We start from the raw sequence: 25,519 nt of genomic DNA, 5'->3' as shown, positions 1-25,519 counted from the left end.
CTCACGACCGGCCTTCCAGCTGAGCCAGTTGCTCGGCCGCCTGCGCATGCTGCAGACCTTGGACCACGTCATCCAGATCGCCATCCATGATGGCGCCGAGCTTGTAAAGCGTCAGGTTGATGCGATGGTCGGTGAAGCGGCCTTGCGGGAAGTTGTAGGTGCGGATGCGGTCGCTGCGGTCGCCGGTACCGACCAGGCTCTTGCGCTGGGCGGCCTCCTTGGCCGCACGCTCGTTGCGGTCCTTGTCGCGCAGGCGGGCGGCCAGCACGGCCATGGCCTTGGCCTTGTTGCGGTGCTGGCTGCGGTCGTCCTGGCATTCGGCCACCAGGCCGGTCGGCAAGTGGGTGATGCGGATGGCCGAATCGGTCTTGTTGACGTGCTGGCCACCGGCACCGCTGGCGCGGAAGGTGTCGATGCGCAGCTCGGCCGGGTTGAGCTGGATTTCCTCGGTCTCGTCCGGCTCGGGCATCACGGCCACGGTGCAGGCGCTGGTGTGGATGCGGCCCTGGCTTTCGGTGGCGGGCACGCGCTGCACGCGGTGGCCGCCGGAGTCGAACTTCAAGCGGCCATAGACCTTGTCACCCTCCAGCCGGATCACGACTTCCTTGTAGCCGCCGAGGTCGGAATCACTGGCCGAGAGGATCTCGCTCTTCCAGCCCTGACGCTCGGCAAAGCGCAAGTACATGCGGGCCAGGTCACCGGCAAACAGCGCTGATTCATCGCCACCGGTGCCGGCGCGGATTTCCAGGAATGCATTGCGCTCGTCGTCGGGATCCTTGGGCAGCAAGGCCAGCTGCAATTGCTCATTCAGGCGAGCGATGTCGGCCTCGACCGATTCGATTTCCTCGCGGGCCATCTCCGCCATTTCCGGGTCGGCCAGCATCTCGCGGGCTGCGGCCAGGTCGGACTCGCGCTGCAGAAACTCACGGTAGGCACCGACCAGTTCGGCCACCTCGCTCTGCTCCTTGGTCAGCGCGCGGTAGCGCTTCATGTCGGCGGCGAGCGAGCCGTCGGCCAGGGTGGCGTCGAGTTCGACCAGGCGGTGGCCCAGGCGTTCGAACTGCTGGCGCAGGGTGTCTTTCATTTGAGGCAATTCCGGCAAGGCTTTGAGCAGGCCCGCTGAGCTGCAGCGGGAGGGCGGCGCAGGGGCCGGCCGCTAATGCTCGTCGCCGGAATCCGAAGCAGCGCGGGGCGACTGGCTGCTGCTGCGCAGGAACAGGCGCGAGATCGTCTGCGCCAGTTGCTCGCGTTGTGCGCCATCGCTGGCATGCAATTCGGCCAGGCTGCCGTGCAGCATCTTCTGCGTCAGGCCGCGGGCCAGGGCTTCCAGCACCTCGTCCACGTCGGCGCCGCGGGCGAGCTGTTTGCGGGCGCGGGCGACTTCCAGCTCGCGCCAGCTCTCAGCCTGGCTGTTGAGGGCCTGGATCAAGGGCACGGTGTTGCGCTGGCCCAGCCAGTGCACGAAGCTCTGCACGCCCGTCTCGATGATGGCCTCGGCCTGCTGCACCGCGGCCTGGCGCTTCTCGCCAGCGCTTTGCACCACGGCGGAAAGGTCGTCCACGGTGTAGAGATAGACGTCGTCCAGCTGCGAAACCTCGGGTTCGATGTCGCGCGGCACGGCGAGGTCGACCATGAACATCGGGCGGTGGCGGCGGCTCTTCAAGGCACGCTCCACGGCGCCGAGGCCGATCAGCGGCAGGCTGCTGGCGGTGCAGGAAATCACCGCATCGAATTCATGCAGGCGCTGGGGCAGATCGGCGAGGCGAATGGCCTCCGCGCCCAGGTGGCCGGCCAGCTTTTCGCCTCGCTCCAGCGTGCGGTTGGCCACCGCCATGTGCCGCGGCGTGCGGGCCGCAAAGTGGGTGGCGACCAGCTCGATCATTTCACCGGCGCCGACGAACAGCACCCGGATCTTGCTGAGGTCTTCGAACAGCTGGCCGGCCAGGCGCACCGAGGCTGCTGCCATGCTGATCGAATGGGCGCCGATTTCGGTCGAAGTGCGCACTTCCTTGGCGACCGAGAAGCTGCGCTGGAAGAGCTGGTGCAGCGTCGTGCCCAGCGTGCCGGCCTGGTCGGCCTCGCGCACGGCCTGCTTCAGCTGGCCGAGGATCTGTGGCTCGCCCAGCACCATCGAATCAAGCCCGCTGGCCACCCGGAAGGCATGGCGCGCGGCGGCGCTGCCTTCCATCACGTAGGCATGGCTCATCAGCGCATCGCTGCCGACGCCGCCGACCTGCGCCAGCCAGTCGATGGTCGGGCGCACCAGCTGGGGAGCGCCGGCCACATAGAGCTCAGTGCGGTTGCAGGTAGAAACCAGGGCCGCTTCGGTGCTCGAGCGCGGCTGACGTTGCTTGAGCTGCTCGCGCAAGCCGAGCAGGGTGGGCGCGAGTTGCTCGAGCGAAAACGCAAACCGCCCCCGCAAATCCAGCGGGGCGGAGTTGTGATTCAGGCCGAGGGCAAAAACGCTCATGTGACGGCGATTATAAAATTCGGGCTCCAACGCGCCCTGACAAAGATCACAAGCCCTTGAGCCCGCTCGACGCCCTCTGGCATTTATTGAATTTCCTGGCACCGGCCTGGGTCGTTGCTGCCCTGGTCGCGATGCTTGTCAAGCTGCTCTGGCGCCAGGCCATCAAGAGTCAGACCTGGCGCCGCCTTGCCCTGTGGGGCGGCATTGGCGGCAGCGTGGGCCTGATCGCCGCCCTGGCCCTGTTCGGCCGGGACGGCAAGATGGCGGGATACGGCCTGATGATTGTTGCCGTGGCCCTGCCGCAATGGTGGCTCGCCTTCAGGCCGGGGCGCTGATCGCTTCTTCCGTCACCACGACCTCGCCGCGCAGCGAGTGCGCGAAAGCCTGCGTGATGGTCACGTCGATCAGCTGGTTCATCAGACGCGGCTGACCCTTGAAGTTGACGATGCGGTTGCACTCGGTGCGCCCCATCAGCTCGGTCGGGTCCTTGCGGGCGTTGCCGGTCACGAGGATGCGCTGCGTGGTGCCGACCATGGTTTCGCTGATCTTCACCGCATGGGCTTCAATCGCTGCTTGCAGTTCCTGCAGGCGCTTGACCTTGGCTTCGTAGGGCGTCGTGTCTTCCAGCGCGGCGGCCGGCGTGCCGGGGCGCGGGCTGAAGATGAAGCTGAACGAGGCGTCGAAGCCGACGTCGGCCACCAGCTTCATCAGCCTGGCGTGGTCTTCTTCGGTCTCGCCGGGGAAGCCGACGATGAAGTCGCTGGCGATGCGGATGTCCGGACGGATCGCGCGCAGCTTGCGCACGATGCTCTTGAACTCCAGGGCCGTGTAGCCGCGCTTCATGGCCATCAGGATGCGGTCGCTGCCATGCTGTACCGGCAGGTGCAGGTGATTCACCAGCTGCGGGATCTTGCCGTAGGCCTCGATTAGGCGTGGGCTGAACTCGTTCGGATGGCTGGTGGTGAAGCGAAGGCGCTGGATGCCGGGAATCTCGGCCGCGTACTCGAGCAAGAGCGCCAGGTCGGCGAATTCGCCCGAGTCACCCATCTTGCCCCGGTAGGCATTGACGTTCTGCCCCAGCAGATTGATCTCCATGACGCCCTGGTCCGCGAGGCCGGCGATCTCGGTCAGCACGTCCTCGAAGGGGCGCGACATTTCGTCGCCACGGGTGTAGGGCACGACGCAGTAGCTGCAGTACTTGGAGCAGCCTTCCATGATGGACACGAAGGCCGAAGCGCCTTCGACCTTGGCGGGCGGCAGCTTGTCGAACTTCTCGATCTCGGGGAAGCTGATGTCGACCTGCGGACGGCGCTGCTCCTTGCGCGCGGCCAGCATGGCCGGCAGGCGGTGCAGGGTCTGCGGGCCGAAGACCACGTCCACATACGGTGCGCGCTCGATGATGGCCGCGCCTTCCTGCGAGGCCACGCAGCCGCCGACGCCGATCATCACGCCCTTGTCCTTCAGGTGCTTGACGCGGCCGAGGTCGGAGAACACCTTCTCCTGGGCCTTCTCGCGCACCGAGCATGTGTTGAAGAGGATCAGGTCGGCCTGCTCCGGGTCGTCGGTCTTCTCGAAGCCCTCGGCAGCGCCCATCACATCGGCCATCTTGTCCGAGTCGTACTCGTTCATCTGGCAGCCGAAGGTCTTGATGTAGACCTTTTTCTTGTCAGTGCCGGCGCTCATGGCTTGCTCCAGGTCTGGTTGCCGGGCTCGAACTGCAGCCTGGCCGCTTCTTCGCGGCTGCGCGGCCAGGTCTTGTTGGCCAGTTCGGCACTGTTGAGCACCCACACGTCCATCACCAGGCCTTGCGGGTCCACCGTGTAGTGCACGACGAGCTTCTGGCCCATCAGGCTGGCGGGTTGCTGGAGCAGGTTGTTGTCACCCTTGACGCGAGCACCTGGCGCCAGGCGCGCGGGCTTGCCATTGAGGATCACGTCGGGTGTCTGCTGCACGACCAGCTCGCCGCGCAAGGCGGTGGCCGGGAAGTAGCGGTGCGTCTGGGCGAAGGCGCTGACATGCAGCGCGACCGTGGTCAGGAGGGCGACGGCGGCGATTCGGGCACAGCGGTACATGGTATTTGTCCAGTGGCTGCTTGAGAAATGGGACCGGCCCGGGCTGGAAGCTCCGGGCCGGCGAGGTGTCGGGATTTTAACGGGTCAAGGCTTGTACGGCCCGCTTTCGATTCACGGCGTCTCGAAGACCGGATCGGCCAGGCCTTGCATCGTGCTTTCAGTCACGCCGGGCCGGTCGCTCAGCACCATCACCTCATTGGCGCCAGGCCGCAGCCAGACGCCGGGCAGGTAGAGCGACTGCTGCGGGCCGATCTGCCAATAGCGGCCGAGCAGGTGGCCGTTGACCCAGACCTGGCCCCGACCCCAGCCGCGGGTGTCGAGGAAGGTGTCGGCCGGCTTGTCGAGCGTGAAGCTGCCCTTGAAGAAGCCGGGGCCGCCGGCTGAATCAGGCTTTTGCTCCAGGGCCTGGACCTTGCTCAGCGGCAGGGTGAAGACCGTCCAATCCAGCAGCTCCTGGCCCGCCAGCTTGACCGAACGCGTGATGCCCTTGTGCTCGGCATCGAGCCTGGCGCCGAAGCCGATGCGGCCAAGGTTCTCGACCAGGATGTCCAGAGTCGCGCCGGCCGGCAGATCGACCGCCAGTTCGCGCTGGCCAAGGCGGCGCTCGAGCGTGCCGATCACCTGGCCATTGACCAGCACGGTCGCATGGTCGCGTGGCTCGTCGATCACGAGCGCCCCCTTCACGGCCTGCTCGATCTTCTTGCGATACAGGATCAGGCCGTAGCTCTGGCCATAGAACTCCATCGAGCGCGGAAAGCGCGAGGCGACCGGCTTGCTCAAGTGCGGCAAGGCGTCCAGCAGGCTGCCGGTCCGCTTCAACGGGAATGGCGCAATCGCCTGTGTGCTCGGACCTTCGCCGACCAAGGCTGGCAGGCTCTCGCCGCGCGCCGCCAGATGAGCCGCAATGCGCTCGCGGATCAGCCGGTACTTGGGTGTGATGCGGCCGGCCTCGTCCAGCGCTGCGTCGTAGTCGTAGCTCGTGGTGTCGGGCTGATAGGGTTCCTTGGCCGAGTAGTTGGCGCCGGGCAGCCAGCCGAAGCTGGTGCCGCCGTGGAACATGTAGAGGTTGAACGAGATGTTCTCCTTCAGCATCCATTCGACGGTGTCTGCCGCGTCCTCGGGCTTCTGGACATGATGCTTTTCGCCCCAGTGGTCGAACCAGCCGGCCCAGTACTCACCGGCCATTCGCGGACCTGTCGGGCGCCAGGCCTGCAGCGCGGCGAACGAGGCGTGCGCATCCGCCTTGCCGCCGCCGAAGTTCACGACCGCTGGCAGATGCGGCAGGGTGCCGCCTTCGAACAGGCGCTCGGCGCCGCCGTCCGAGGTGAAGAGCTGCGCGTCGAAGCCTGCGTCGCGCATCTGCTTGAACATGGCCTGCATGTAGTCGTGGTCCTGGCCATACGAACCGTATTCGTTTTCGACCTGCAGCATCAGGATGGGCCCGCCGCGACTGCTCTGCAGGTCGCCGACTTCCTGTGCCAGTCGCCTCAGGAAGCGCGCGCTGGCTGCCATGTAGCGCGAGTCCATGCTGCGAACGCGCAGGCCCGGTGTGCGCAAGAGCCAGGCCGGGAAGCCGCCGAAGTCAACCTCGGCGCAGACATAGGGGCCTGGCCGCAGGATGACCTTGAGGCCTTCCTCGGCCGCGGTCTTGATGTAGGCCCGCAGGCCGTTCTGGCCCTTGAAGTCCCAGCGGCCGGGCTCGGGCTCATGCTGCGACCAGAAGGCATAGGTCGTGATGGTGTTGAGCCCCATCGCGCGCGCCTTGCGGAAGCGGTCGCGCCAGAGCTCCTGAGGCACGCGCGGATAGTGCATCTCCCCCGAGCGGATCTGGAAGGGCTTGCCGTCCAGCATGAATTGCGAGCCTTCGACCTTGAAGTTCGCCGCCGCATGCGCAGGCGCCGTCGCGAGTGTCAGCGATAACAGCAAGGCGGCCAGTGCTCCGCCGGCCCGAGTCAGCGGGCCATTGAATGACTTCGACATCTATTGCTCCTCAGGCCCTGTTCTTGCGATTGAAGAAGGCCTCGATTTCTTCAAGGGTCTTGCCCTTGGTTTCCGGCATCAGGAAGGCGGCCGCGAGGAAATAGATCAAGGTGCAGCCGGCCCAGAAGAAGAACATGGCTGCGTAGCCATGCTGGCCCACCGTGGGCAGGAAGACGGCCGCGATCACGGTCGAGACGAACTGGTTGATCAAGAGTGCAATGCTCATGCCGTTGGAGCGGATGCGCGTGGGCATCAGCTCCGACAGTGCGAGCCACACACACACGCCCGGCCCCACGGCGAAGAAGGCGACGAAGGCGAAGATGCTGATCGCCACCCACCAGCCGTGCTGCTCGCTCGGCACCGGGCCGACCATCGCCTGCTCGATCTTCAGCGGCGCCGTGGCGCCGGCTGCCGGGTCGGCGAAGGGGTTCAGGTGGATGCGGCGGAAGAAGGCACCGATCACGCTGTCGGCCTGCACCGTGTCGGCGCGGTTGATCAGGATGGCGCTGGCGCCCGGCTCATCGCTGCGGCGGCTCTGCACATTGGTGAAGGGGCCGTAGGAGTAGGAGATCGTCAACTGCTGCGCGCTGCCATCAGCAGCACGGCCCAGCGATTGCAGAGTCGTGTTCTCGAAGCGCAGTTCCAGCGCATCGCCCTGCACGCGGGCCTGGACCGCCGGTGCCAGGTCTTGCCGGCCGCTCTCGGCACTGTGAAACAGCGCGCCGGCCACCAGCAGCGAGGCGAGGATGCCGCCGCTGCCCAGCATCAGGAGGAACTTGCGGCCCTTGCGGTCCACCAACAGCACGGCGACGACCGTCATCAGCGCGTTCAGCAGCTTGATCGCCACGTCCGCCTGGTTGGCCACCGAGCCTGGCAGGCCGGCCTGGTTCAGGATGTTGACCACATAGGCCAGGATGGAATTGATGCCGGTGGCCTGCGTGCAGGCCAGCACCAGGCAGGCGAGCAGGAAGGGCAGCACATAGCGGCGGCTGAGCAGCGGCCCGGTCGCGGCACCGGCGCCTTCGGGCGAAGCAGCGCGCTGCATCTCGCGCAGCTCGGTCTCGGTGTCCTGCGCGCTGCGGGTGCGCAGCAAGGCTGCGCGGGCTGCGTCGACGCGGCCACGCTGCAGGAGCCAGCGCGGTGATTCGGCCAGCAGGAAGCAGCCGGCGGTGAACACCAGGCCCGGCGTCAGGCACATCCAGAAGATGCTGCGCCAGGCGTGGTCCTTGGCGGCGAAGAGCGCGGCCTGCTGGGCGTTGCTGTCGGTCAGCAGCTTGGCGGCCACGCTGGCCGTCTCCACGCTCTGCGCCTGATACAGGCCGATCAGGGCTGCAACCACCAGGCCGACGGTCAGCAGGAGCTGGAACATGCCCGTGCCTCGCCCGCGGTTGTCCGCACCCAGGCACTCAGCCAAATAGAGCGGAATCACCACGCCGATCAGGCCGCCGCTGACGCCTTGCAGCAGTCGGCCCAGCAGCAGCGGTGTATAGCCTTCGGCCAGTGCGATGACCGGGATGCTGAGCGTGAACAGCGCACCGCTCAGCACCATGGCCCAGCGCCGGCCGATCAGGTCGGCCAGCGCGCCCGCAAACAGCGAAGACAGGACGCTGCCGAGCAGCACGGCCGCCACGATGAAGCTCAGTTGCTGGGCACTCAGCTTCCAGGCCACCGAGGCGGTGGATTCCAGATAGGGCAGGGCACCGGCAATGATGCCGACGTCGATGCCGTAGAGCAGGCCGCCCATGCCGGCAATGAAGAGCAGGTAGCGCATGGCCCAACGCGTGCTTGGGGTCTTGGCAGCGGTCATCGTCATCCCTTTTCTCGTTTGTCTGTCTGTTTGTCAGGAAGAAAGGTCGACCGCTTCGCCCTCGACGAAGACCTCGACCACCTGGTGCTGCTCGTCCAGCACCACGATATCGGCCCAGGCGCCGGCCTGGAGACGGCCACGATCGGCCTCACCGAGGTAGTCAGCCGGGTTGCGCGAGAGCCGGTGCGAGGCGTCGGCCAGGTCCAGGCCGAGGCTGATGAGGTTGCGCAGCGCCTGGTCCATAGTCAGTGCGCTGCCGGCCAGCGAGCCGGTGGCCAGGCGCACGCAGCCCAGGCACTTGAAGACGCGCTGCGTACCGAGCGAATACTCGCCGTCCGGCATGCCGGTGGCGGCCGTCGCGTCGCTGACGCAGTAAAGCTTGGGGATGGCGCGCAGTGCGGCTTTCATCGCGCCGGGATGCACATGCTGCAGGTCCGGAATCAGCTCGGCGTACTCGGCATGTGCGAGCGCCGCGCCCACCATGCCGGGCTCGCGATGCACCATCGGTGTCATGCCGTTGAACAGATGCGTGAAGCCGGCGGCGCCAGCCTGCAAGGCGGCCACGCCATCTTCATAGCTGCCGGCGCTATGGCCCAGCTGCACGCGGATCCCGAGGTCTTTCAGGTGCGGAATCAGTGCCAGATGGCCGGTGACTTCGGGCGCCATCGTCAGGACGCGGATCGGTGCGATGGCATGGAAGGCCTGCACCTGCGCCAGCGTCGCTTCCATCACCTCGGGCGGTTGTGCGCCGAGGCGCTGGGCGCTGACGTAAGGGCCTTCCAGATGCACACCGAGCATGCGGGCGCAGCCAGCTCTGCGCTCGCTCATCACACCAGCCAGGCCTCGCAAGGCGCGCTCGATGGAATTGGGCCGCGCGGTCATCGTCGTGCCGAGCAGTGAAGTCGTGCCGTGCCGCGCATGGGTGCGGGCCACGACCTCGCCGCTGTCGCCGCCGGCCATGATGTCCACGCCGGCAGCGCCATGCACATGCAGGTCTACGAAGCCGGGCAGGATGTAGCGCGTCTCACCGCTCACAGCCTTCGCGCTGATCTGCTGGATGCGTTGATCGAAGGCGATCTCGCCGTCGACCCAGCCCTGCGACGTGAGGATGCGGCCGCTCAGCATCGATCAGTCCGCGATGATCACTTCGATGCCCAGGCGTTGCAGCCCGTCGCGGTACTCGGGGCTGATGCCCGAGTCGGTGATCACCGTGTGGATGCGGTCCAGCAGCACGATGCGGTGCAGGCTGACGCGGCCGAACTTGGAGGAGTCGGTCAGCACGATGACCTTCTTGGCCCGCTCCACCATCTTGTGGTTCAGGCTCGCCTCGGCCTCGTGGTGGGTCGTGATGCCGAACTGCAGGTCGAAACCGTCGACGCCGAGAAAGAGCTTGTCGAAGTTGTAGACGTTCAGACAGGCCTCGGCCTGCGCGCCCTGGATCGACAGGCTCTGCTTGCGCAGCAGGCCGCCGGTGAGCATCAGCTCCACGCCAGGCGCATCGGCCAGTTCCCAGGCGATGTTGAGGCCGTTGGTCATCACGGTCACACGGCTCAGCTCGCGGATGTGACGGGCCAGCGGCATCGTCGTCGTGCCGCTGTCGATGATGATGTTGTCGCCCGGTTCCACCAGCGCCGCGGCAGCTGTGCCTATGCACTCCTTGGCCGTGGCGTTCAGCGCATCCTTCTGGCGGATGTTCTGCTCCGGCGGCGGCGTTCGCGTCAGCGTGGCACCGCCGTAGCTGCGCGTCACCAGGCCCTGGCTTTCAAGCGCACTCAGGTCGGTGCGGATGGTCACCGCCGACACACCCAGTTGCGGTACCAGGTCAGACACCTGGACATTGCCCTGCTTGACCAGCATTTGCAGGATCTGTTCGCGGCGTTGGCTGGTGTTTCTCATGATGCTTGGAAAGAATTGCTTTCGATGGAAGCCGAAAGCTTAAAGGTTCGAAACAAGCCCCGCATGCGGGCTTTCGATCTCTGGCCGGTGGCAGGCGCGTGCGTAGGAGGCCAGCACTTCGCAGATCTTGTGTTCGACCAGTGCCTGGGCCTGGATTGAAAGGCGACCTTGCATCACCGCGGCAAATTGAGTCGGCAGGTACTGGCTCAGGAGTGGCAGCGGGACCGTCGCAGCGTCGAGATTGGCAAACAGCCGGGCCTGCGCCTCGCGCACCGCAGGCTCGCCCCAGTAGTAGCGGCAGCGGTCGCTCAAAGCGAATCGGCGCAGCAGGTGCTGCTCATCGGGCGTTCCGGCATAGTGCTTCAACCAGTGCCGCGGCTCGGTCAGCATGGCTTGCTCCAGCACTGCGGGCAGATTGGCGCGCTGGCCTGGCGGGAGCAGCTCGGCCTCGATGGCGCTGAGCGCGAACAGCGCCTCGCGCAGGGCGAAGGTCAGCCCCGGGCCGACCTTGAGGATGGCGTAGTGGTCGCGCACCAGGGCCTGCAACGAGGTCTCGAGCTGGTAGTCGGTGGAATGCGCTTCGAACACCAGGCCCGGCTGGCCGGCCACGAAGGCCGAGAGCTCGGCCGCGGCGGCTGGCGCGTAGTGCTGGACCTGGCTGTGATCGAAATCGACACCCGGCTGCACGACCATGGCAATCACGCGTTGCCAGGCGGCGCGCAGGCCCGCAGATGCGAAGGCCTGGCGATGCACTTCCAGCGTGCGCGCTGCGGCCATGGGCGTGGTGACGGCCAGCGCCTGTTCCAGTGACGCCTCGCCGCCAGGCACCGGCACTTCGGTGCCGATCACATAGACGGGCGGCGGCAGGCCGGCCTGGGCCGCTGCGGCTTCAGCCACCTCGGCCAGTTCGGCCGAACGCCGGGCCACGGTCTCGTCGTCGAGCCGCAGCGGGTCGTCGGCACAAGACATGCTGCAGTCCAGATGGATCTTGCTGAAGCCGGCGGCCACGTAGTCATTGATCAAGACGCGGGCGTTGGCCATGGCCTCAGCCGCCGGCAGCTTCTGCCAGCTGTTGGGGCCGAGGTGGTCGCCGCCGAGCACCAGGCGCTGCAGCGGGAACTTGAACTCGGCCGCCAGACCTTCGACATAGCGGCGGAAGTCGGCCGGCTTCATGCCGGTGTAGCCGCCGTTCTGGTCCACCTGGTTCGAGGTGGCTTCGATCAGCAGCGGTGTGTCCAGGTCGAGCGCCACGCGCAGCGCCGCGCGCAGCACCAGTTCATGGCTGGAGCAAACGCTGTAGAGGCCCACCGCCTCACCGCGGCGGTGTGCCTTCAGGATGGCCTGCACCGGGGATGATTCTTGCGTCGTCATGGTCAGGAAGCAGAAGGAGATTCGCTGCGCTGCCGGGCGAGCAGGGCGGCACCGCGGGCGCCACCGGCATCGCCGAAGCGGGGCGGCAGGATAGGCGGCACACGCACGCCGTTGAAGAGATGGCGGCCCATGGCTGCGGGCAGCTGTTCATAGAGGTGGGGCAGCTTGGAGAGACCGCCGCCCAGCACGATGGCATGCGGGTCCATGCCCATCACCAGCGTCGCGAATCCCTGGGCGAGAAGATCGATGTGGACGTCGAGCGCCTTTTGCGCCAGTGCGTCGCCAGCAGCGGCGCGCGCCACGATGGCGATCGCTTCGCTGCCATCGCCACTGAAGTGGCGATGCAGGTTCGAGAGGCCGCTGCCCGACACATAGCGCTCCAGGCAGCCGCGCAGGCCGCAGGGGCAATCGAGCAGAGGCAGGTCATGCTGACGCAGCAGCGAGGCCGGCAGGCTCCAGTGGCCCCATTCGCCAGCAAGCCGGTTGTAGCCGGTGATCAAGCGACCTTCGACACAGAAGCCGCCCGCGGCGCCGGTGCCAAGAATGGCGCCGAACATGCTGGGCAAGCCGTCCGCCGCGCCGCCTTGTGCCTCGGAGAGCGCGAAGCACTGGCAGTCGTTGCCGATGACGGTCGGGCGGGCCAGGCGTTCCTGTAGGGTGCGAGCGACCTCGCGGCCGTTCAGCGCAGGCACGTTCGAGCTGAGTTGCCGGCCGGTGGCCGAATCGATGATGCCGGGCAGGCCCAGGCCCACCGCAGCCCGCTGGCCGACCGCAGCATCCGCTTCGGCAACCAAGTCGCTGATTGCTTGCTGGAAGGCGGCGTAATCGTCACGGGGCGTTGCTACGCGGCGGCGATGCCGCTCGACCAGGGCGCCAGCCTCGACGACAAAGGCCACCAGCTCGATCTTGCTGCCGCCAATGTCGATGCCGTGAAAGGCCTGGGCGGATTCAGAGGCTGCCGTCATGGGGATGAATGGTGACGCCCTGGACCACGCGGTTGACGGTGCCGTCCGGGAATGGGTTGTCGGGTTTCAGCCCCAGCGCGGCGGACTTGTGCAAGGAGAACATCTGCGCGGCCAGCAGCCAGAGCGGCGCCAGCCAGGCGTCCGGCCACTCGGGCGCGGCAGCGCTCAGCTCGGCGCCGGTCTCGGCCGGGCCGATGGCGAGACAACGGCCGGCCACCTGCTCGCGCTGCAGTTCATCCAGCAGGTCCTGCTCATAGCGCTGCGAAAGCAGCTTGCGGCTGCGGAACACCAGCACCAGCGACTGCTTGTTCAGGGCCGACTTGGGGCCATGGCGAAAGCCCAGCGGCGTGTTCGCCAAGGCCAGGGCGCGACCGCTGCTCAGCTCCAGCACCTTCAATGCGGCTTCCTTGGCGAGCGCTTCCAGCGGGCCGCTGCCAAGGTAGACGATGCGGTCGTGCGGCCCGGCCGCCAGGGCTGCCACAGGCGCAGCCCAACCCTCGAGCGCGAGCTCGGCTTGACCTGCCAGTTGTTCGATGCGCAAGGCGGCTTCCTGCAAGCCATCCGAACCGAGCGCTGACAAGGCCGCCAGCAGCATGCAGGACAAGCTGCTTGTCATCGCGAAGCCGCGGTCGCAGCTGCCTGCGGGCATCAGCAGGTTGAGACTGTCGGCCCGACCTTGCGACTCGCGGGCCAGCTGGCCTTCGGCATTGCAGGTGATGTTCAGGAAGCGTGGCGTGCGCAGCGTCTGGCGCAGGAGCTCGACGACGGCCAGGCTCTCCGGGCTGTTGCCGCTGCGGGCGAACGACACGAGCAGCGTCGGCGCCTCGGCTTCCAGATAGAGCTCCGGATGCGTCAGGAGGCTGGTCGTCGCCACGGCGCGGACCTGCGCCGGCCAGGCCGCGTTCAGCTCATCGGCCACGATCTCGCCGACAAAGGCCGAGCTGCCGGCGCCGGTCAGGATGACACGGTGCGTGGGCTTGGACAGCCAGTCACCCAGAAAGCCTGCAATGCGGCCCTGCTCGACATCCAGCACGCGGGCCAGCTCGCGCCAGAGCCTCGGTTGGTGGGCGATTTCCTCTGCAGTATCCAGACCACCGATGCGGCGCCAGTCTTCTTGTGTGCGCTGGAGAAGTGTGTTCATTTCAAGGTTCAAAGTGCGGCGCAACGATAACCACGAACTTTCGTAATGTCAAACAAAGAAAGATAACGAAAGTTAAATGACTTGCGACTGTCGGGAATGCGAGCCGATTCTGACGAAACTTGCGGGACGCGTGTTGTATTGCTGTTGCGCAATCAGCCAAAGTCGAAAGAAAAAGCCAGCACATATCGTCTAATCGAAAGTATTTCAAGAGAAATTCCTAGTGGTTTTCACCTGATTGCCATGAATTTCGATTGTTTTGACTTTCTTTTCGTTGACGTCTTTCGGGCTGCTGCATAAAGTTTGCGCAATATTTTCGAAAAGCCTCCCGCTCAGCGGTGGTTGCCCGCACAGTCGTCATGGACCGAAATCTCATCTTGTCACTTCGCAATTTGCAGCCTTGCCTGACCATGTGCCAGGGCCTGATGCTGGTGCTGGCGCTTGTTGCTGGCGCGTCCGCAGCGCCGGTGGGCAATGTGCGGGACTTGCGGCCGCTTGAGGCGGCAGCCTTGGCCGAAGCAGGCGCGGGCGCCCATTGGGAATTGCGCACCGATGCCGGCGTCAAACTGCGCATCAGCCTGCCGCGAGCTGATGTCTTGCGCATCTGGGCTGGCGCCAAGGGGCAGCTCACCGGTTCGGGCGACAAGGCGGCAGCCATCGTCGTCGGCCAGGCCGATCCGAAAACCCAGGCCAGCCTGAGTGAACAGGCCGATCACTGGCTGATCAAGTCTTCCGCGCTGAGCCTGCGCATCGACAAGAAGCCCTTGCGCTTCACGCTCTACCGCGCTGGTGAGAGCAAGCCGCTGTGGCAAGAGATGCAGCCGCTGGACCTGGCCGAGAAGCTCGCCGTCCAGACGCTGGCCACCGACAAGACCGAGCGCTTCTACGGCGGAGGCCAGCAGAACGGCCGCTTCGAGTTCAAGGGCAGGCAGCTGGAAGTCTCCTACTCCGGCGGTTGGGAAGAGGGCGATCGGCCCAGCCCCGCGCCTTTCCTGATGAGCTCGCGCGGCTGGGGCATGCTGCGCAACACCTGGAGCGATGGCACTTACGACCTGCGCCAGAACGAGCAGATCACGCTGGCACACCAGGAAGCGCGCTTCGACGCCTACTACTTCGTCGGCCCGACGATTCGCGAAGTGCTGGCCCGCTACACCGAATGGACCGGCCGCGCGCAGCTCCTGCCGCGCTGGGCGCTGGAGTACGGTGATGCCGATTGCTATAACGACGGCGACAACATCAAGAAGCCCGGCACCGTGCCCAAGGGCTGGAGCGATGGCCCGACCGGCAAGACGCCCGATGTGGTCGAGAGCGTGGCGAAGAAGTACCGTGAGCACGACATGCCCGGCGGCTGGATCCTGCCCAACGACGGCTACGGCTGCGGCTACACGGACCTGCCCAAGGTGGTCGAAGGCCTGAAGAGCCAGGGCTTCCGCACCGGCCTGTGGACCGAGAACGGCGTCGACAAGATCAAGTGGGAAGTCGGCACCGCCGGCTCGCGCGCGCAGAAGCTCGATGTGGCCTGGACGGGCAAGGGCTACCAGTTCTCGCTCGACGCCAACAAGTCGGCCTACGACGGCATCCTGAACAATTCCGATGCACGCCCCTTCCTGTGGACGGTCATGGGCTGGGCCGGCACGCAGCGCTATGCCGTGACCTGGACCGGCGACCAGAGCAGCAGCTGGGACTACATCCGCTGGCATGTGCCAACCCTCGTCGGCTCGGGCCTCTCAGGCCAGGCCTATGCCACCGGCGACGTGGATGCGATCTTCGGCGGCAGCCCGGAAACCTTCACCCGCGACCTGCAGTGGAAGACCTTCACGCCGGTGTTGATGGGCATGTCGGGCTGGGCCTCCGCCGCGCGCAAGCATCCGTGGTGGTACGACGAGCCCTATCGCAGCATCAACCGCAAGTACCTCAAGCTGAAGCTGCGCCTGACGCCCTACATGTACACGCTGGCCCGCGAGGCCGAGCAGACGGGCGCGCCGCTCTTGCGCGGCTTGATGTGGGACTTCCCGAACGACCCCACCGCCTGGACCGAGGCGCACAAGCACCAGTTCATGCTGGGCCGCGAGCTGCTGGTGGCGCCGGTCTATCGCAGCCAGGCCGCGAGCCAGGGCTGGCGCAAGGGCATCCATCTTCCTCAAGGTCAGTGGATCGACTACTGGGACGGCCGCCAGCTGAAGGCAGGCGCTGCGGGCCGCGACATCGACAGCCAGGTCACGCTCGACAAGCTGCCAGTCTTCGTGCGCGCCGGCGCCATCCTGCCGATGTATCCGGAGATGCTGTTCGACGGCCAGAAGCCGCTGGACCAATTGACGCTGGATCTCTATCCGCATGGCGCTTCGGAGTTCACGCTGTATGAAGACGACGGCGTGACCCGCCAGTACCAGGGTGGTGCGTTCAGCCAGCAACGCATTGCGATGGACCAGCAAGGCGACGCGCTGCGCGTGCAGCTCGACCCGGTCAAGGGCGAGTACGCCGGCCAGGAGGTTCAGCGCCGCCATGCCTTGCGCATCCTGAGCCGCCGTGCGCCGAATGCCGTCGAAGCTGGGGGCCAGGTCTTGCCTCAGCTCGCCAACGCCGCTGCCTATGAGGCCGCCGAGCAAGGCTGGTTCTACGATGCCGCCGAGCGCCTGGGCACGCTGCATGTCAAGACCGGCAAGCGCGACATCCGCCAGCCTTTGAGTTTCGTCGTGCGCGGCTTGCAGGCTGCGCCGGCACAGGACGATGAATTCCTGAGCGCGCCGGTGGTGGGGCCGGAAATCCCGGCCGACGCCATCGTCGTGATGAGTCGCCCCGCCGAAGAGGCCGGCCATCCGCTGGAAAACGCTTTCGATGGCAAGCCCGACACCTGGTTCCGCACCTCGCGCAACCAGACGGTCAAAGCCGGCCCGCATGAATGGGTGCTGGGCTTCACCGAGCGCCGCCTGATCTCCGGCATCCGATTGGCGCCGCGCACGGATCAGCACTGGAAGCATGGCCAGGTGCGTGACTACGAGGTCTATCTGGCCGACAACATGGGCGACTGGGGCCAGCCGGTCTTGCGCGGCCGACTGAAGCATCAGCAAGGCGCGCAGCGCATAGCGTTCGCCACGCCGCTAGCCGGCCGCCTGCTGCGCTTCCGCGTGATGAGCGTGCAGAACCCCGAGGGCGACAACGCGAATGCCATCGACCCGATGGTCACGGCTGCGCAAGCCGCGACGCCTGCCAAGGCCTTCGACGCGATGCAGCCCATCGAGGTCGGTCCCATCGTGCTGTCGGAGTTCCGCGTGCTGGAGCATCGCCCGGCCCAGCGCCCTGAGCTGCAGCGCTATCTGTCGGACCTGGCGCTGCCCGCGGCAATAGCCCGCGACAAGCCGCGCAGCCATGCCAAGGAGATGCGCATGAACGGCCTGCTGTTCCGCAAGGGCCTGGGCATGGGCGCCAGCGGCCGCGTGGACCTTGCCATCAAGGGCGATTGGCATCTGCTGCGCGCCGACCTCGGCGTGGACGACAGCTGCCGCGCGGCCGGTGGCTTGCAGTTCCAGGTCTGGGCGGATGAGCGCCTGCTTTACGACAGCGGCCTGGTGCAGGCACCGGCCGTGGTCAAACCTGAAATCGATGTGCGGGGGCTGGGCCAGCTCAGCCTGCGCACGCTCGGGGCGCGCGGCCACCAGCCGGCTGCGGTCTGCGGCAACTGGGCCAACGCGGTCCTGATCGGGATGGAGGGCGACAGCGCTTCTATCCAGCACTGAACGAATCACCCCTATTCACAGCCAGCTGAACGAGGCGGGCCTGCGGGCCTACCGGGCGGAGTCTTGCCGCCTCGAACTCAACCAACAGACGTAAACGGAGAGAGTGACCATGCAGAACAAGTTCAATCCGCCCAGCCGCATCAGCGCCTGCACCCGTGCCGTGGCACTGGCCCTGGGCCTGATGGCCGCAGCGCCACTGGCCCTCGCGCAGTCGAACACGACGACGACCATCTACGGTGAGGTCAAGGCCGCGGCCGGCGCCAGCATCGTCTTGCAGAACCTGGACACCGGCGTGCTGCGCACGCTGACGCCGGATGCCGCTGGCCGCTTCCAGGCCAACTCGATGCCGCCGGGCCGCTACCAGTTGCGCCTTGTGCGCAATGGCAAGGTCGAGGCGACGCAGGAAGTCGAGGCCCTGGTGGGCAGCGGCGTCGAAGCCAACTTCGGCATCGTCAACACGCTGGACACGGTGACCGTCTCCGGCGCGGCCAAGCGCATCGACGTTTCCAACACCAACAACGGCGTAGTCTTCACGGCCAAGGAACTGAAGGCATTGCCGGTGGCGGCCGACGTGGCCGCGGTGATCCAGCTGACGCCTGGCGTGGTGCGCGGCACCAACGGCCAATACGGCAACGCGCCCAGCATCGCGGGCTCGGGCCAGTCGGAGAATTCCTTCTACGTGAACGGCTTCCCGATCACCAACATCCTGACCCAGGTCGGCGCCTCCGAACTGCCCTTCGGCGCCATCGGCAATATGCAGGTGCTCTCGGGCGGCTATGGTGCCGAGTTCGGCCGCTCCACCGGCGGCGTGGTCAACATCACGACCAAGAGCGGCAGCAACAAGTTCGAGGTGGGCGGCAAGCTGAGCTGGATTCCCGGTTCGCTCAAGGGCAAGCCCTACGACACCTTCTACCCCAATACCGGCGAGCACCCCGCCACCGACGGCAAGCTGCAGTACTGGAACCAGGGCAACGAGAGCAGCAGCAAGGTCGTGGGCCTCTATGCCGGCGGCCCGCTGATCCAGAACAAGCTGTTCGCCTTCGTGGCGCTGGAGCAGACACGCAGCGACTCGGAGTCGATTGCCGCCTCCACTGCCAGCGGCGTCAGCTCGCCCACCGGCTGGAGCAAGAGCAATGGCAAGACCGAACGCTATCTCGCCAAGCTCGACTACAACCTGACCGACGACCATCACTTCGAGCTGACCAAGCTCTACGACAAGACCACCTCGAGCAGCCAGGGCTTCGGCTTCAACTACTCGACGCTGACGCATGACGACATTGCCGGCAACGGCAAGCAGACCTACGTCAACTGCTGTGGCTCGGGCTCGGCGCCGGGCGCCGACATCTCCATCGTCAAGTACACCGGCTACCTGAGCGACGCGCTGACCGTGACCGCCGTCTACGGCGACTCGCGCACCAAGCACTCGCGCACGCCGGCCGGCTACAACCCGAGCCTTGCGCAGACCTCTTCTGCGGTCAGCGCCCGCGTGCCGACACTCACCTATGCCAATCCGCAGACGGTGACCGGCAGCCTCGTCGACCCGGAATCGGGCGACCGCCAGAAGGGCATGCGCCTGGACGTCGAGTACAAGTGGGGCGAGCATTCGCTGCGCGGCGGTATCGACCGCCTGGACGTGAATTCGGTGGTCGGCAATTCGCTGGCCGGTGGCTACCGCTGGACCTACCGCAAGGCGGCCGACCCGACGCGCGCCATCAACGGCGCCTTCGAGACGCCATTCCAGGGCGGCGGCTTCGGCACCCAGGGCTACTACGTCAGCAAGGACATCGACACCAACCTGGCCCGCCCGAGCGGCGTGCAATCAGCCCAATACATCCAGGACCACTGGCAGGTCACAGACCGCGTCTTGCTGGACCTGGGCCTGCGCCGCGAGCAGTTCACCAACTACACGAGCAATGGCGATGCCTTCATTTCCCAGCGAAACATGATTGCGCCGCGCCTGGGCGCGACCTGGGACTTCGCGGGCGACGGTTCCCTGAAGCTGTTTGCCAACGCCGGCCGCTATCACCTGCCGGTGCCCTCGAACCTGTCGAGCAACATGGCGGCACCGCTGACGCGCACCAGCGAGATGTTCACCTACACCGGTGTCGACGCGAACGGCGCGCCGACCGGCCTGCATGCCATCAGCAAGCCCTACTCGGCGAACAATGCCTACGGCCAGTCGCGCGATGCGCGTGAAGTGACGGCCATTGGCCTGAAGCCGCTGTCGCAGGACGAGTTCTCGCTGGGCCTGGAAAAGGCGCTGAACAAGAGCCTGGTGGTCGGCGCGAACTTCCTCTACCGCCGCCTGAACGACACCAACGACGACACCTGCGACCAGCGCCCGATCGAAGCCTGGGCCCTGAAGAACGGCGTGGACACCAGCCATTGGGGCGGCTTCCAGTGCGCCATCATGAATCCGGGCCGCGACAACAATCTGTGGATCGACTTCGCCGGCGGCAAGGGCCTGCAGCGCGTCGACATCTCGGCCGCTGAATGGGGCACGCCCAAGCCTGCACGCAACTACAAGGCCTTCAACCTGTTTGCCGAGCATCCGTTCCGCGACGGCTGGTATGGCAAGGTCACTTACACGCTGTCCTACCTCAAGGGCAATATGGAAGGGCAGACCGACACCCTTGGCGGCGGCGATGTGGCGCTCACCGTCAGCGACGATCACAAGGAGCTGATGTACAACGCCTACGGCTATCTGCCGAGCGACCATCGCCATGCGATCAAGGCCTATGGCTTCCTGCAGGTGACACCGGAAGTGACCGTCGGTGCCAACCTCAGCCTGATCTCCGGCGGCCCGCGCAACTGCCTGGGCGAACTGCCCGATGCCTTGCATGACGACACGGCCGGCAGCTATGGCAGTGCCTACTTCTACTGCAATGGCAAGCCGTCGCCGCGCGGCAGCATGGGCCGCCTGCCCTGGACCGCGCAGCTCGACATGAACGTGGCCTACATGCCGGCGGCCGTGAAGGGGCTGAGCCTGAAGGCCGATGTGTTCAACCTCCTGAACCGCCGTTCGATCACTCGCTACAACGAGAGCCGCGAGGACGGTGGCGCGATCAGCGAAACCTATCTGCAGGTGGCTGGCCGCACCGGCCCGCGCTCGGTGCGACTGACGGCTGAATACAACCTGTCGTTCTGACGCCTCTTTGCGCCTGAGCCCTTGCGCAAGCCGGGGCTCAGGGCGCGCCAACTACCGAACTGATGCACGGACCTCGTGCGAGGTCCGCTGGCGGAGCCCTGCTCGCCGGCACCGAAACGGCCTGTGCGCCGAGATCCAGGAGAAGCTCGAATGAAGATCAATGCCCTGCAAGCCCAGGCTTGCGTACTTGGCCTGGCCGTGCTGTCGCTGACGGCCTGTGGCGGTGGTGGTGGCATCACGGCCCCAACGACACCGACCACGCCCACGACCCCCACAACACCGACGACGCCGACCACCCCGACCACGCCCACGACGCCGGTCACGCCCGACCCCACATGCCCGGGGGGTGCCGTGCTCACCGTGGTCACGCCGGATGCCGGCGTCGCGCGCCAGGGTTCGGTCTTTTCCAGCACGCTGTACATGCCGGCCATCGAGTCGGGCAACACCACGCACAAGCCGCAGAAGCTGCAGGCCAAGGTCACGCTCAATGGCGCGGCAGTGAAGGGTTGCAATGTGGCCTGGCAACCTGCCGGGACGGGCACGCTGAACGGCTGGGTGTTTCCAGACGCTCCCACCACCGATGCCAACGGCCTGACCAGCGCCTGGTGGACGGCCGGATCGGCCGCGAGCCAGAGCCTGACGGTCAGCCTGGTGCGCGCTGACGCCAGCACCGCCAGCGGCACGATCACCGGTACTGCGCAGGGGCACTCGACGCGCGCCAACTCGATCCACATCAACTGGGACACGCCGGCCTGGAAGGCCTTCACCGCCGAGGTCACGCCGCACAGCCTCCCGCCCACCACGTACTACGAAGTCATCGGCTTCAACGGCGGCTATGGCGGCGTGCAGAGCCACCAACTGCTGTTCTCGCTGTGGGATGTTGGCGGCATCAGCCCCGAGGTCATCGATTCGGGCATTGCCAACTGCGGCACTTTCGGCGGCGAGGGCACGGGCATCAAGTGCGAGGCGGCCTACATCCCCGAGGTCGGCAAGACCTACCGCTTCGAGCTGGAAGTGGCGCCCGCCGCCGGCGGCAAGCAGGACTACAGCATGTATGTGACCGACCCCAAGGACGGCCAGCGCAAGAAGATTGCGACCATGCGCCTGCCAAAGGTGCTGGCCCAGTCCAGCGCCTATGGCTTTGTCGAGGACTGGGGCACCCATGCAGCCTCCTGCCTGGACAACGCCGTGCGTGCCGCCACCTTCGGCCGTGTGAAGTACCAAGGCACCGATGGCGTCTGGGTGGACGTGGTCAAGGGCAAGGGCAGCGCGGTCTACACGCCGGATCACAACGAGATCTGCGCCAACTACAACTTCAAGTACATCGAGGGCGGCAGCTTCCGCATCAGCACCGGCGGCACGGATGTGGGCAAGCCCTTGAACCTGGCTGGCGTCGGCAACAAGGTGAGCCTGCCCGCCGAAGCCGCGACGACGACCCCGGTCGTGGTGAGCGGCATCAACGTGATCGGCAATCTGGGCGCCCTGGGATCGGCGCTCGACATCCCGGGCGGCTCGACCACGCCGGGCACGGCGATGGAGATCTACCCGACCCACGGTGCTGCCGCCCAGCAATGGGAAGTGACCGAGACCAGTGCTGGCTCGGGCATCTACACGCTGATCAACCCGCGCGGCAAGCTCGCGCTGACAGCCGGCGCCAGCGCGACGGCAGGCACGGTCACAACGATAGAGACGCCCAATGGCAGCACGGCCCAGCAATGGCGCCTGGTGCAGATACGCGCCGGTGTTTTCAACATCGTCCATGTGGCGACGGGCCTGGTGCTGGACACCAAGGCCGGCGCGGTCGCGGCGCTGACGCCGGTCGTCATCGCCACGGCAACCAGCAGTGCCACGCAGGAGTGGAACTTCACAGCCGCAACGCCCTGACCGGCATCCCGAGCAAGCCGACGTCGCGCCAGCGCGGTGCGACGCCATTCACAACGAGGAGACATTCAATGAAGATCAATCACCTGACCGGCCTGCTGATCACCGTAGGTCTCGTGAGCCTGGCCCAAGCACAGACCACGACTAAACCGTCTGAAGAAGACAAGTCCAAGCTCGAGCGCGTGGAGGTCACGGGCTCAAGCCTCAAGCGCATCAATGCCGAAACCGCTTCGCCGGTTCAGGTGATCGACTCCAGGCAGATCGAGAACATGGGTGCCCGCACGCTCTTGCAGGTGCTCGACAACCTGCCCGCCGCGCGCCCGGCGCAGCAGGACTTCCGCTCGATGTTCACCGGCTCCGACGGCGCTTCGCAAGCCGACCTGCGCGGGCTCGGTGCGCAGGGAACGCTGGTGCTTCTGAACGGTCGTCGCCTGTCGTACTACGGCGCTCCTGCCGGCTTCCAGACCATGTACGTCAATATCGACGCCATTCCCGCTGCGGCGATCGAGCGCATGGAAGTCCTTACCGACGGTGCCTCGGCCGTCTACGGCTCCGACGCGATTGCCGGCGTGATCAACGTGATCACGAAGAAGAGCTACGAGGGCCTGGAGCTGCGCATCAACAACGACAGCTCCTCTCAGGTGAAGTCCTACGGCGAGCGCCAGGCCAGCTTGCTGTACGGTAAGGGCGACCTGGCCCGCGACGGCTTCAGCGTTTACGGCACTCTGAATGTCTATCAGCGCGACCGCATCGCGCTGGAGGACACCTACCTGAAGCGCCCCGATCATTTCTACGTCAACAACCCGAGCTACATCAGCAACTTCCGCATCGGCACCGGCACCGAGCCGGGCGTGCTGAACCCGGGCACGTTCTTCGTCTTCGACAAGAACAACAACAATGCCCGCACCCAGCGCGCCGTCAAGGGGTGCACGACCACGGTGACCGAGGCCTCGGGCACGCGCTGCATCTGGAACCTGCTGCCGTACCAACTGGACACCGGCCCGAGCTCGGACCGCATGACCGGCTACCTGAATGGCCGCATGGTGCTGAGCGACACGCTGGAAGCATTCGCGGAAGGCACCTTCACACACATCAAGATGCACGGCGACAACGGCCCGCGCACCTTCAACAGCGGCGGCGGCACGGCCAACTGGTTCTCGCGCAATACCGGCACCACGTTGAACACCTTCAGCTATCCCTACCTGGGCCCCAACAACGTCTACCTGAAGGGCAAGCTCGATGCCGACATGGTGGCCAAGATGGGCGGCGCGGCCGGCCTGAACTATCTGCTGCAAGACGCCGTCGGCCACTTCGGCCAGACCAACAAGGACAACAACTACCGCGCGCTGGCCGGCCTGCGCGGCAGCATTTTCGGCGATTGGGATTTCGAGACGGCCTTGAGCGTTGCCGGCAGCCATTCGACCCTGTTTCAGACGATCAACGTCAACACCAAGGGCTTCGAAAAGGCCTTCGGCCCGTTCACCAAGGACCCGGTGACCGGCCGCACCTACATCGCCGACAACCCGGCCTACCAGTTCGGCGTGGTCAGTGAGGCCAATGCGGCACTCTTGCGCGAGGCCTATCCGACCTTCGACATCGAGAGCTGGACCAAGCTGATCACCTGGGACGGCAAGATCGAGGGCACGTTGGCCAAGCTGGATTCTGGTGAGGTGCGCGCCGCCTTCGGCGCCAACCTGATGCGCGAGAGCTTCTTCACGCCGGGCAATACCGACGCAGCGAACGGCCTGATCACGCAGCAGGGCGGCTCCTGGTTCGATGGCAGGCGCACCATCGGCGCGCTGTTCAGCGAAGTGATCGTGCCCGTCACCAAGAGCCTCGAGCTCAATGCCGCGACGCGCCTGGACAAGTACCCCGGCTTTGCCGCCAACCTGGCGCCCAAGCTCGGCCTGAAGTGGCGCGCCAACCCTGAGCTGCTCTTGCGCGGCACTTATTCGGAAGGATTCCGCGCGCCGAGCCTGGCCGAAGCGGGCGAGGGGGGCGTCTATGCACAGAACGGCGGCATCCGCGATACCGTGCGCTGCGATGAAACCAATGCCATCGCCAAGCTGCTGATGAAGTCGGTCACCAAGGCGGAAGCCGACCTGGGCCAGACGCTCCTGAACTCCAACTGCAGCACCACGGTCGGTGGCCTCACGCCGCCGAACAAGAACCTGCAGCCGGAGAAGGCCAAGATCTCGACCTTCGGCGTGGTGCTGCAGCCCACGAAGGACCTGAGCGTTTCGCTGGATTACTGGTTCGCCTATCGCCGCAACCAGATCGTGCGCCAGGACTTCAACGAGCTGTTCACGCAGCTGGTGGAGAAGTACGGCCCGACGCTGGCAGGCACGGACAAGGCCATCCGCGGCCCGATCACCGATGGCGATCGCGCCACCATGGCTGCGGTTGCCGCGATGTGTGCGAACCCTGCAAACGCAGGCGCTTGCGCGGCTGGCGTGCCGAAGTACTCGGTCGGGAATCTGGCTGGCCTGATCAACGGTTACTCGAACCGCGGCCGCACGCTGGTGGACGGCTTCGACCTGGATGTCCGCGGCAAGGTGTCGCTGGGCGAGATGGGCAAGCTGGGCCTGGGCACGACGGTGACGATCCGCAATCGGGAAACCTACAACGGCGACGACGACTACGGCTTCTCGGGCAACTATGTGGGCTACTACGGCTCGCCCAAGATCCGCGCCACCTTCAATGCCGACTGGACCTACCAGGACCTCACCACGAGCCTGTTCGTCAATTACACCGGCAAGACCAAGTGGGCCTATGGCGACTACGACACCGACAACACGCCGGAGAATTGCACGGCCGCCTATGTCGCGATGCCGGCCAATCTGTGCAAGGGCGCACCGGCGCACTACATGGTCAACCTGGCCTTCAACTGGAAGGCGATGAAGAACCTGAACGTGGGCCTCAACATCAAGAACGTCCTGAACAAGCAGCCTTACTATGACCCCAATGGCTGGGAGGGCTACGACCACAGCCTCAACCTGTTCGGTCGCCAGTATTCGCTCTCCGCCAGCTACAAGTTCTGGTGATCTTCCGACCTCT

Annotated in this window: 16 protein-coding genes; 5 read left to right on the top strand and 11 right to left on the bottom strand. The window is 66.0% G+C overall.

Features of this window, described 5'->3' with window-relative positions; all coding sequences use genetic code 11:
• Position 1 precedes the first annotated feature (1 nt).
• Together prfA and hemA are read right to left on the bottom strand one after the other, a co-directional pair.
• The gene (prfA, locus tag V3596_RS12285) at positions 2-1,084 is read right to left on the bottom strand and encodes a peptide chain release factor 1 (protein WP_334278047.1); all 1,083 of its coding nucleotides are present in this window, start codon (positions 1,082-1,084) and stop codon (positions 2-4) included.
• A 72-nt stretch (positions 1,085-1,156) separates the two neighbouring features.
• Positions 1,157-2,470, bottom strand: a complete 1,314-nt coding sequence (hemA, locus tag V3596_RS12280; protein WP_334278046.1) for a glutamyl-tRNA reductase — start codon at positions 2,468-2,470, stop codon at positions 1,157-1,159.
• Between the two features lie 56 nt (positions 2,471-2,526).
• On the opposite strand from hemA, the gene V3596_RS12275 reads away from it, so the two are divergent.
• On the top strand, positions 2,527-2,805 hold the full coding sequence (locus tag V3596_RS12275) for a hypothetical protein (protein ID WP_334278044.1): 279 nt from the start codon (positions 2,527-2,529) through the stop codon (positions 2,803-2,805).
• Here V3596_RS12275 and miaB read toward each other — a convergent pair.
• The 9 genes from miaB to V3596_RS12230 form a co-directional block, all read right to left on the bottom strand.
• Positions 2,789-4,153 (bottom strand): tRNA (N6-isopentenyl adenosine(37)-C2)-methylthiotransferase MiaB, encoded by a 1,365-nt coding sequence (miaB, locus tag V3596_RS12270; protein WP_334278042.1) that lies wholly within the window; start codon positions 4,151-4,153, stop codon positions 2,789-2,791. The genes V3596_RS12275 and miaB overlap by 17 nt on opposite strands.
• Positions 4,150-4,542, bottom strand: a complete 393-nt coding sequence (locus tag V3596_RS12265; protein WP_334278041.1) for a hypothetical protein — start codon at positions 4,540-4,542, stop codon at positions 4,150-4,152. The genes miaB and V3596_RS12265 overlap by 4 nt, the downstream gene beginning before the upstream one ends.
• Positions 4,543-4,653: 111 nt before the next feature.
• Positions 4,654-6,522, bottom strand: coding sequence for a glycoside hydrolase family 35 protein (locus V3596_RS12260; protein WP_334278040.1), 1,869 nt, complete (start codon positions 6,520-6,522; stop codon positions 4,654-4,656).
• 10 nt (positions 6,523-6,532) lie between these two features.
• Positions 6,533-8,335, bottom strand: a complete 1,803-nt coding sequence (locus V3596_RS12255) for an MFS transporter (protein ID WP_334278039.1) — start codon at positions 8,333-8,335, stop codon at positions 6,533-6,535.
• 27 nt (positions 8,336-8,362) lie between these two features.
• Positions 8,363-9,454 carry an N-acetylglucosamine-6-phosphate deacetylase gene (gene nagA / locus V3596_RS12250; protein ID WP_334278038.1) on the bottom strand — a complete coding sequence of 364 codons (1,092 nt, stop codon included), beginning with the start codon at positions 9,452-9,454 and terminating at the stop codon, positions 8,363-8,365.
• 3 nt (positions 9,455-9,457) lie between these two features.
• Entirely contained in the window at positions 9,458-10,225 is a 768-nt protein-coding gene (locus V3596_RS12245; RefSeq protein ID WP_334278037.1) for a DeoR family transcriptional regulator, read from the bottom strand.
• Positions 10,226-10,264: 39 nt separating this feature from the next.
• Positions 10,265-11,596 (bottom strand): D-tagatose-bisphosphate aldolase, class II, non-catalytic subunit, encoded by a 1,332-nt coding sequence (locus V3596_RS12240; protein ID WP_334278036.1) that lies wholly within the window; start codon positions 11,594-11,596, stop codon positions 10,265-10,267.
• A gap of 2 nt (positions 11,597-11,598) precedes the next feature.
• Positions 11,599-12,561 (bottom strand): ROK family protein, encoded by a 963-nt coding sequence (locus V3596_RS12235; RefSeq protein WP_334278035.1) that lies wholly within the window; start codon positions 12,559-12,561, stop codon positions 11,599-11,601.
• On the bottom strand, positions 12,545-13,702 hold the full coding sequence (locus tag V3596_RS12230; protein ID WP_334278034.1) for an SIS domain-containing protein: 1,158 nt from the start codon (positions 13,700-13,702) through the stop codon (positions 12,545-12,547). The genes V3596_RS12235 and V3596_RS12230 overlap by 17 nt, the downstream gene beginning before the upstream one ends.
• Positions 13,703-14,076: 374 nt before the next feature.
• On the opposite strand from V3596_RS12230, the gene V3596_RS12225 reads away from it, so the two are divergent.
• The 4 genes from V3596_RS12225 to V3596_RS12210 all read left to right on the top strand — a co-directional run bounded on the left by V3596_RS12225 (position 14,077) and on the right by V3596_RS12210 (position 25,506).
• Positions 14,077-17,433: a TIM-barrel domain-containing protein gene (locus tag V3596_RS12225; protein ID WP_334278033.1), complete on the top strand. Its 3,357-nt coding sequence runs from the start codon at positions 14,077-14,079 to the stop codon at positions 17,431-17,433.
• A gap of 109 nt (positions 17,434-17,542) precedes the next feature.
• Positions 17,543-20,581, top strand: coding sequence for a TonB-dependent receptor (locus V3596_RS12220; protein ID WP_334278032.1), 3,039 nt, complete (start codon positions 17,543-17,545; stop codon positions 20,579-20,581).
• 150 nt (positions 20,582-20,731) lie between these two features.
• Positions 20,732-22,465 carry a DUF3472 domain-containing protein gene (locus V3596_RS12215; RefSeq protein ID WP_334278031.1) on the top strand — a complete coding sequence of 578 codons (1,734 nt, stop codon included), beginning with the start codon at positions 20,732-20,734 and terminating at the stop codon, positions 22,463-22,465.
• Positions 22,466-22,533: 68 nt separating this feature from the next.
• Positions 22,534-25,506: a TonB-dependent receptor plug domain-containing protein gene (locus tag V3596_RS12210; RefSeq protein ID WP_334278030.1), complete on the top strand. Its 2,973-nt coding sequence runs from the start codon at positions 22,534-22,536 to the stop codon at positions 25,504-25,506.
• The last annotated feature ends 13 nt before the right edge of the window (positions 25,507-25,519 follow it).

It is taken from the genome of Roseateles microcysteis (assembly GCF_036880965.1).
Classification (GTDB): domain Bacteria; phylum Pseudomonadota; class Gammaproteobacteria; order Burkholderiales; family Burkholderiaceae_C; genus JAUASW01.
This window is presented reverse-complemented; position numbering and strand designations above follow the sequence as displayed.

What these genes read in the sequence shown, in the direction of transcription:
- prfA (WP_334278047.1), bottom strand. Translation starts at nt 1,084, where the DNA reads ATGAAAGACACCCTGCGCCAGCAGTTCGAACGCCTGGGCCACCGCCTG.
- hemA (WP_334278046.1), bottom strand. Translation starts at nt 2,470, where the DNA reads ATGAGCGTTTTTGCCCTCGGCCTGAATCACAACTCCGCCCCGCTGGAT.
- miaB (WP_334278042.1), bottom strand. Translation starts at nt 4,153, where the DNA reads ATGAGCGCCGGCACTGACAAGAAAAAGGTCTACATCAAGACCTTCGGC.
- V3596_RS12265 (WP_334278041.1), bottom strand. Translation starts at nt 4,542, where the DNA reads ATGTACCGCTGTGCCCGAATCGCCGCCGTCGCCCTCCTGACCACGGTC.
- V3596_RS12260 (WP_334278040.1), bottom strand. Translation starts at nt 6,522, where the DNA reads ATGTCGAAGTCATTCAATGGCCCGCTGACTCGGGCCGGCGGAGCACTG.
- V3596_RS12255 (WP_334278039.1), bottom strand. Translation starts at nt 8,335, where the DNA reads ATGACGATGACCGCTGCCAAGACCCCAAGCACGCGTTGGGCCATGCGC.
- nagA (WP_334278038.1), bottom strand. Translation starts at nt 9,454, where the DNA reads ATGCTGAGCGGCCGCATCCTCACGTCGCAGGGCTGGGTCGACGGCGAG.
- V3596_RS12245 (WP_334278037.1), bottom strand. Translation starts at nt 10,225, where the DNA reads ATGAGAAACACCAGCCAACGCCGCGAACAGATCCTGCAAATGCTGGTC.
- V3596_RS12240 (WP_334278036.1), bottom strand. Translation starts at nt 11,596, where the DNA reads ATGACGACGCAAGAATCATCCCCGGTGCAGGCCATCCTGAAGGCACAC.
- V3596_RS12235 (WP_334278035.1), bottom strand. Translation starts at nt 12,561, where the DNA reads ATGACGGCAGCCTCTGAATCCGCCCAGGCCTTTCACGGCATCGACATT.
- V3596_RS12230 (WP_334278034.1), bottom strand. Translation starts at nt 13,702, where the DNA reads ATGAACACACTTCTCCAGCGCACACAAGAAGACTGGCGCCGCATCGGT.
- V3596_RS12220 (WP_334278032.1), top strand. Translation starts at nt 17,543, where the DNA reads ATGCAGAACAAGTTCAATCCGCCCAGCCGCATCAGCGCCTGCACCCGT.
- V3596_RS12215 (WP_334278031.1), top strand. Translation starts at nt 20,732, where the DNA reads ATGAAGATCAATGCCCTGCAAGCCCAGGCTTGCGTACTTGGCCTGGCC.
- V3596_RS12210 (WP_334278030.1), top strand. Translation starts at nt 22,534, where the DNA reads ATGAAGATCAATCACCTGACCGGCCTGCTGATCACCGTAGGTCTCGTG.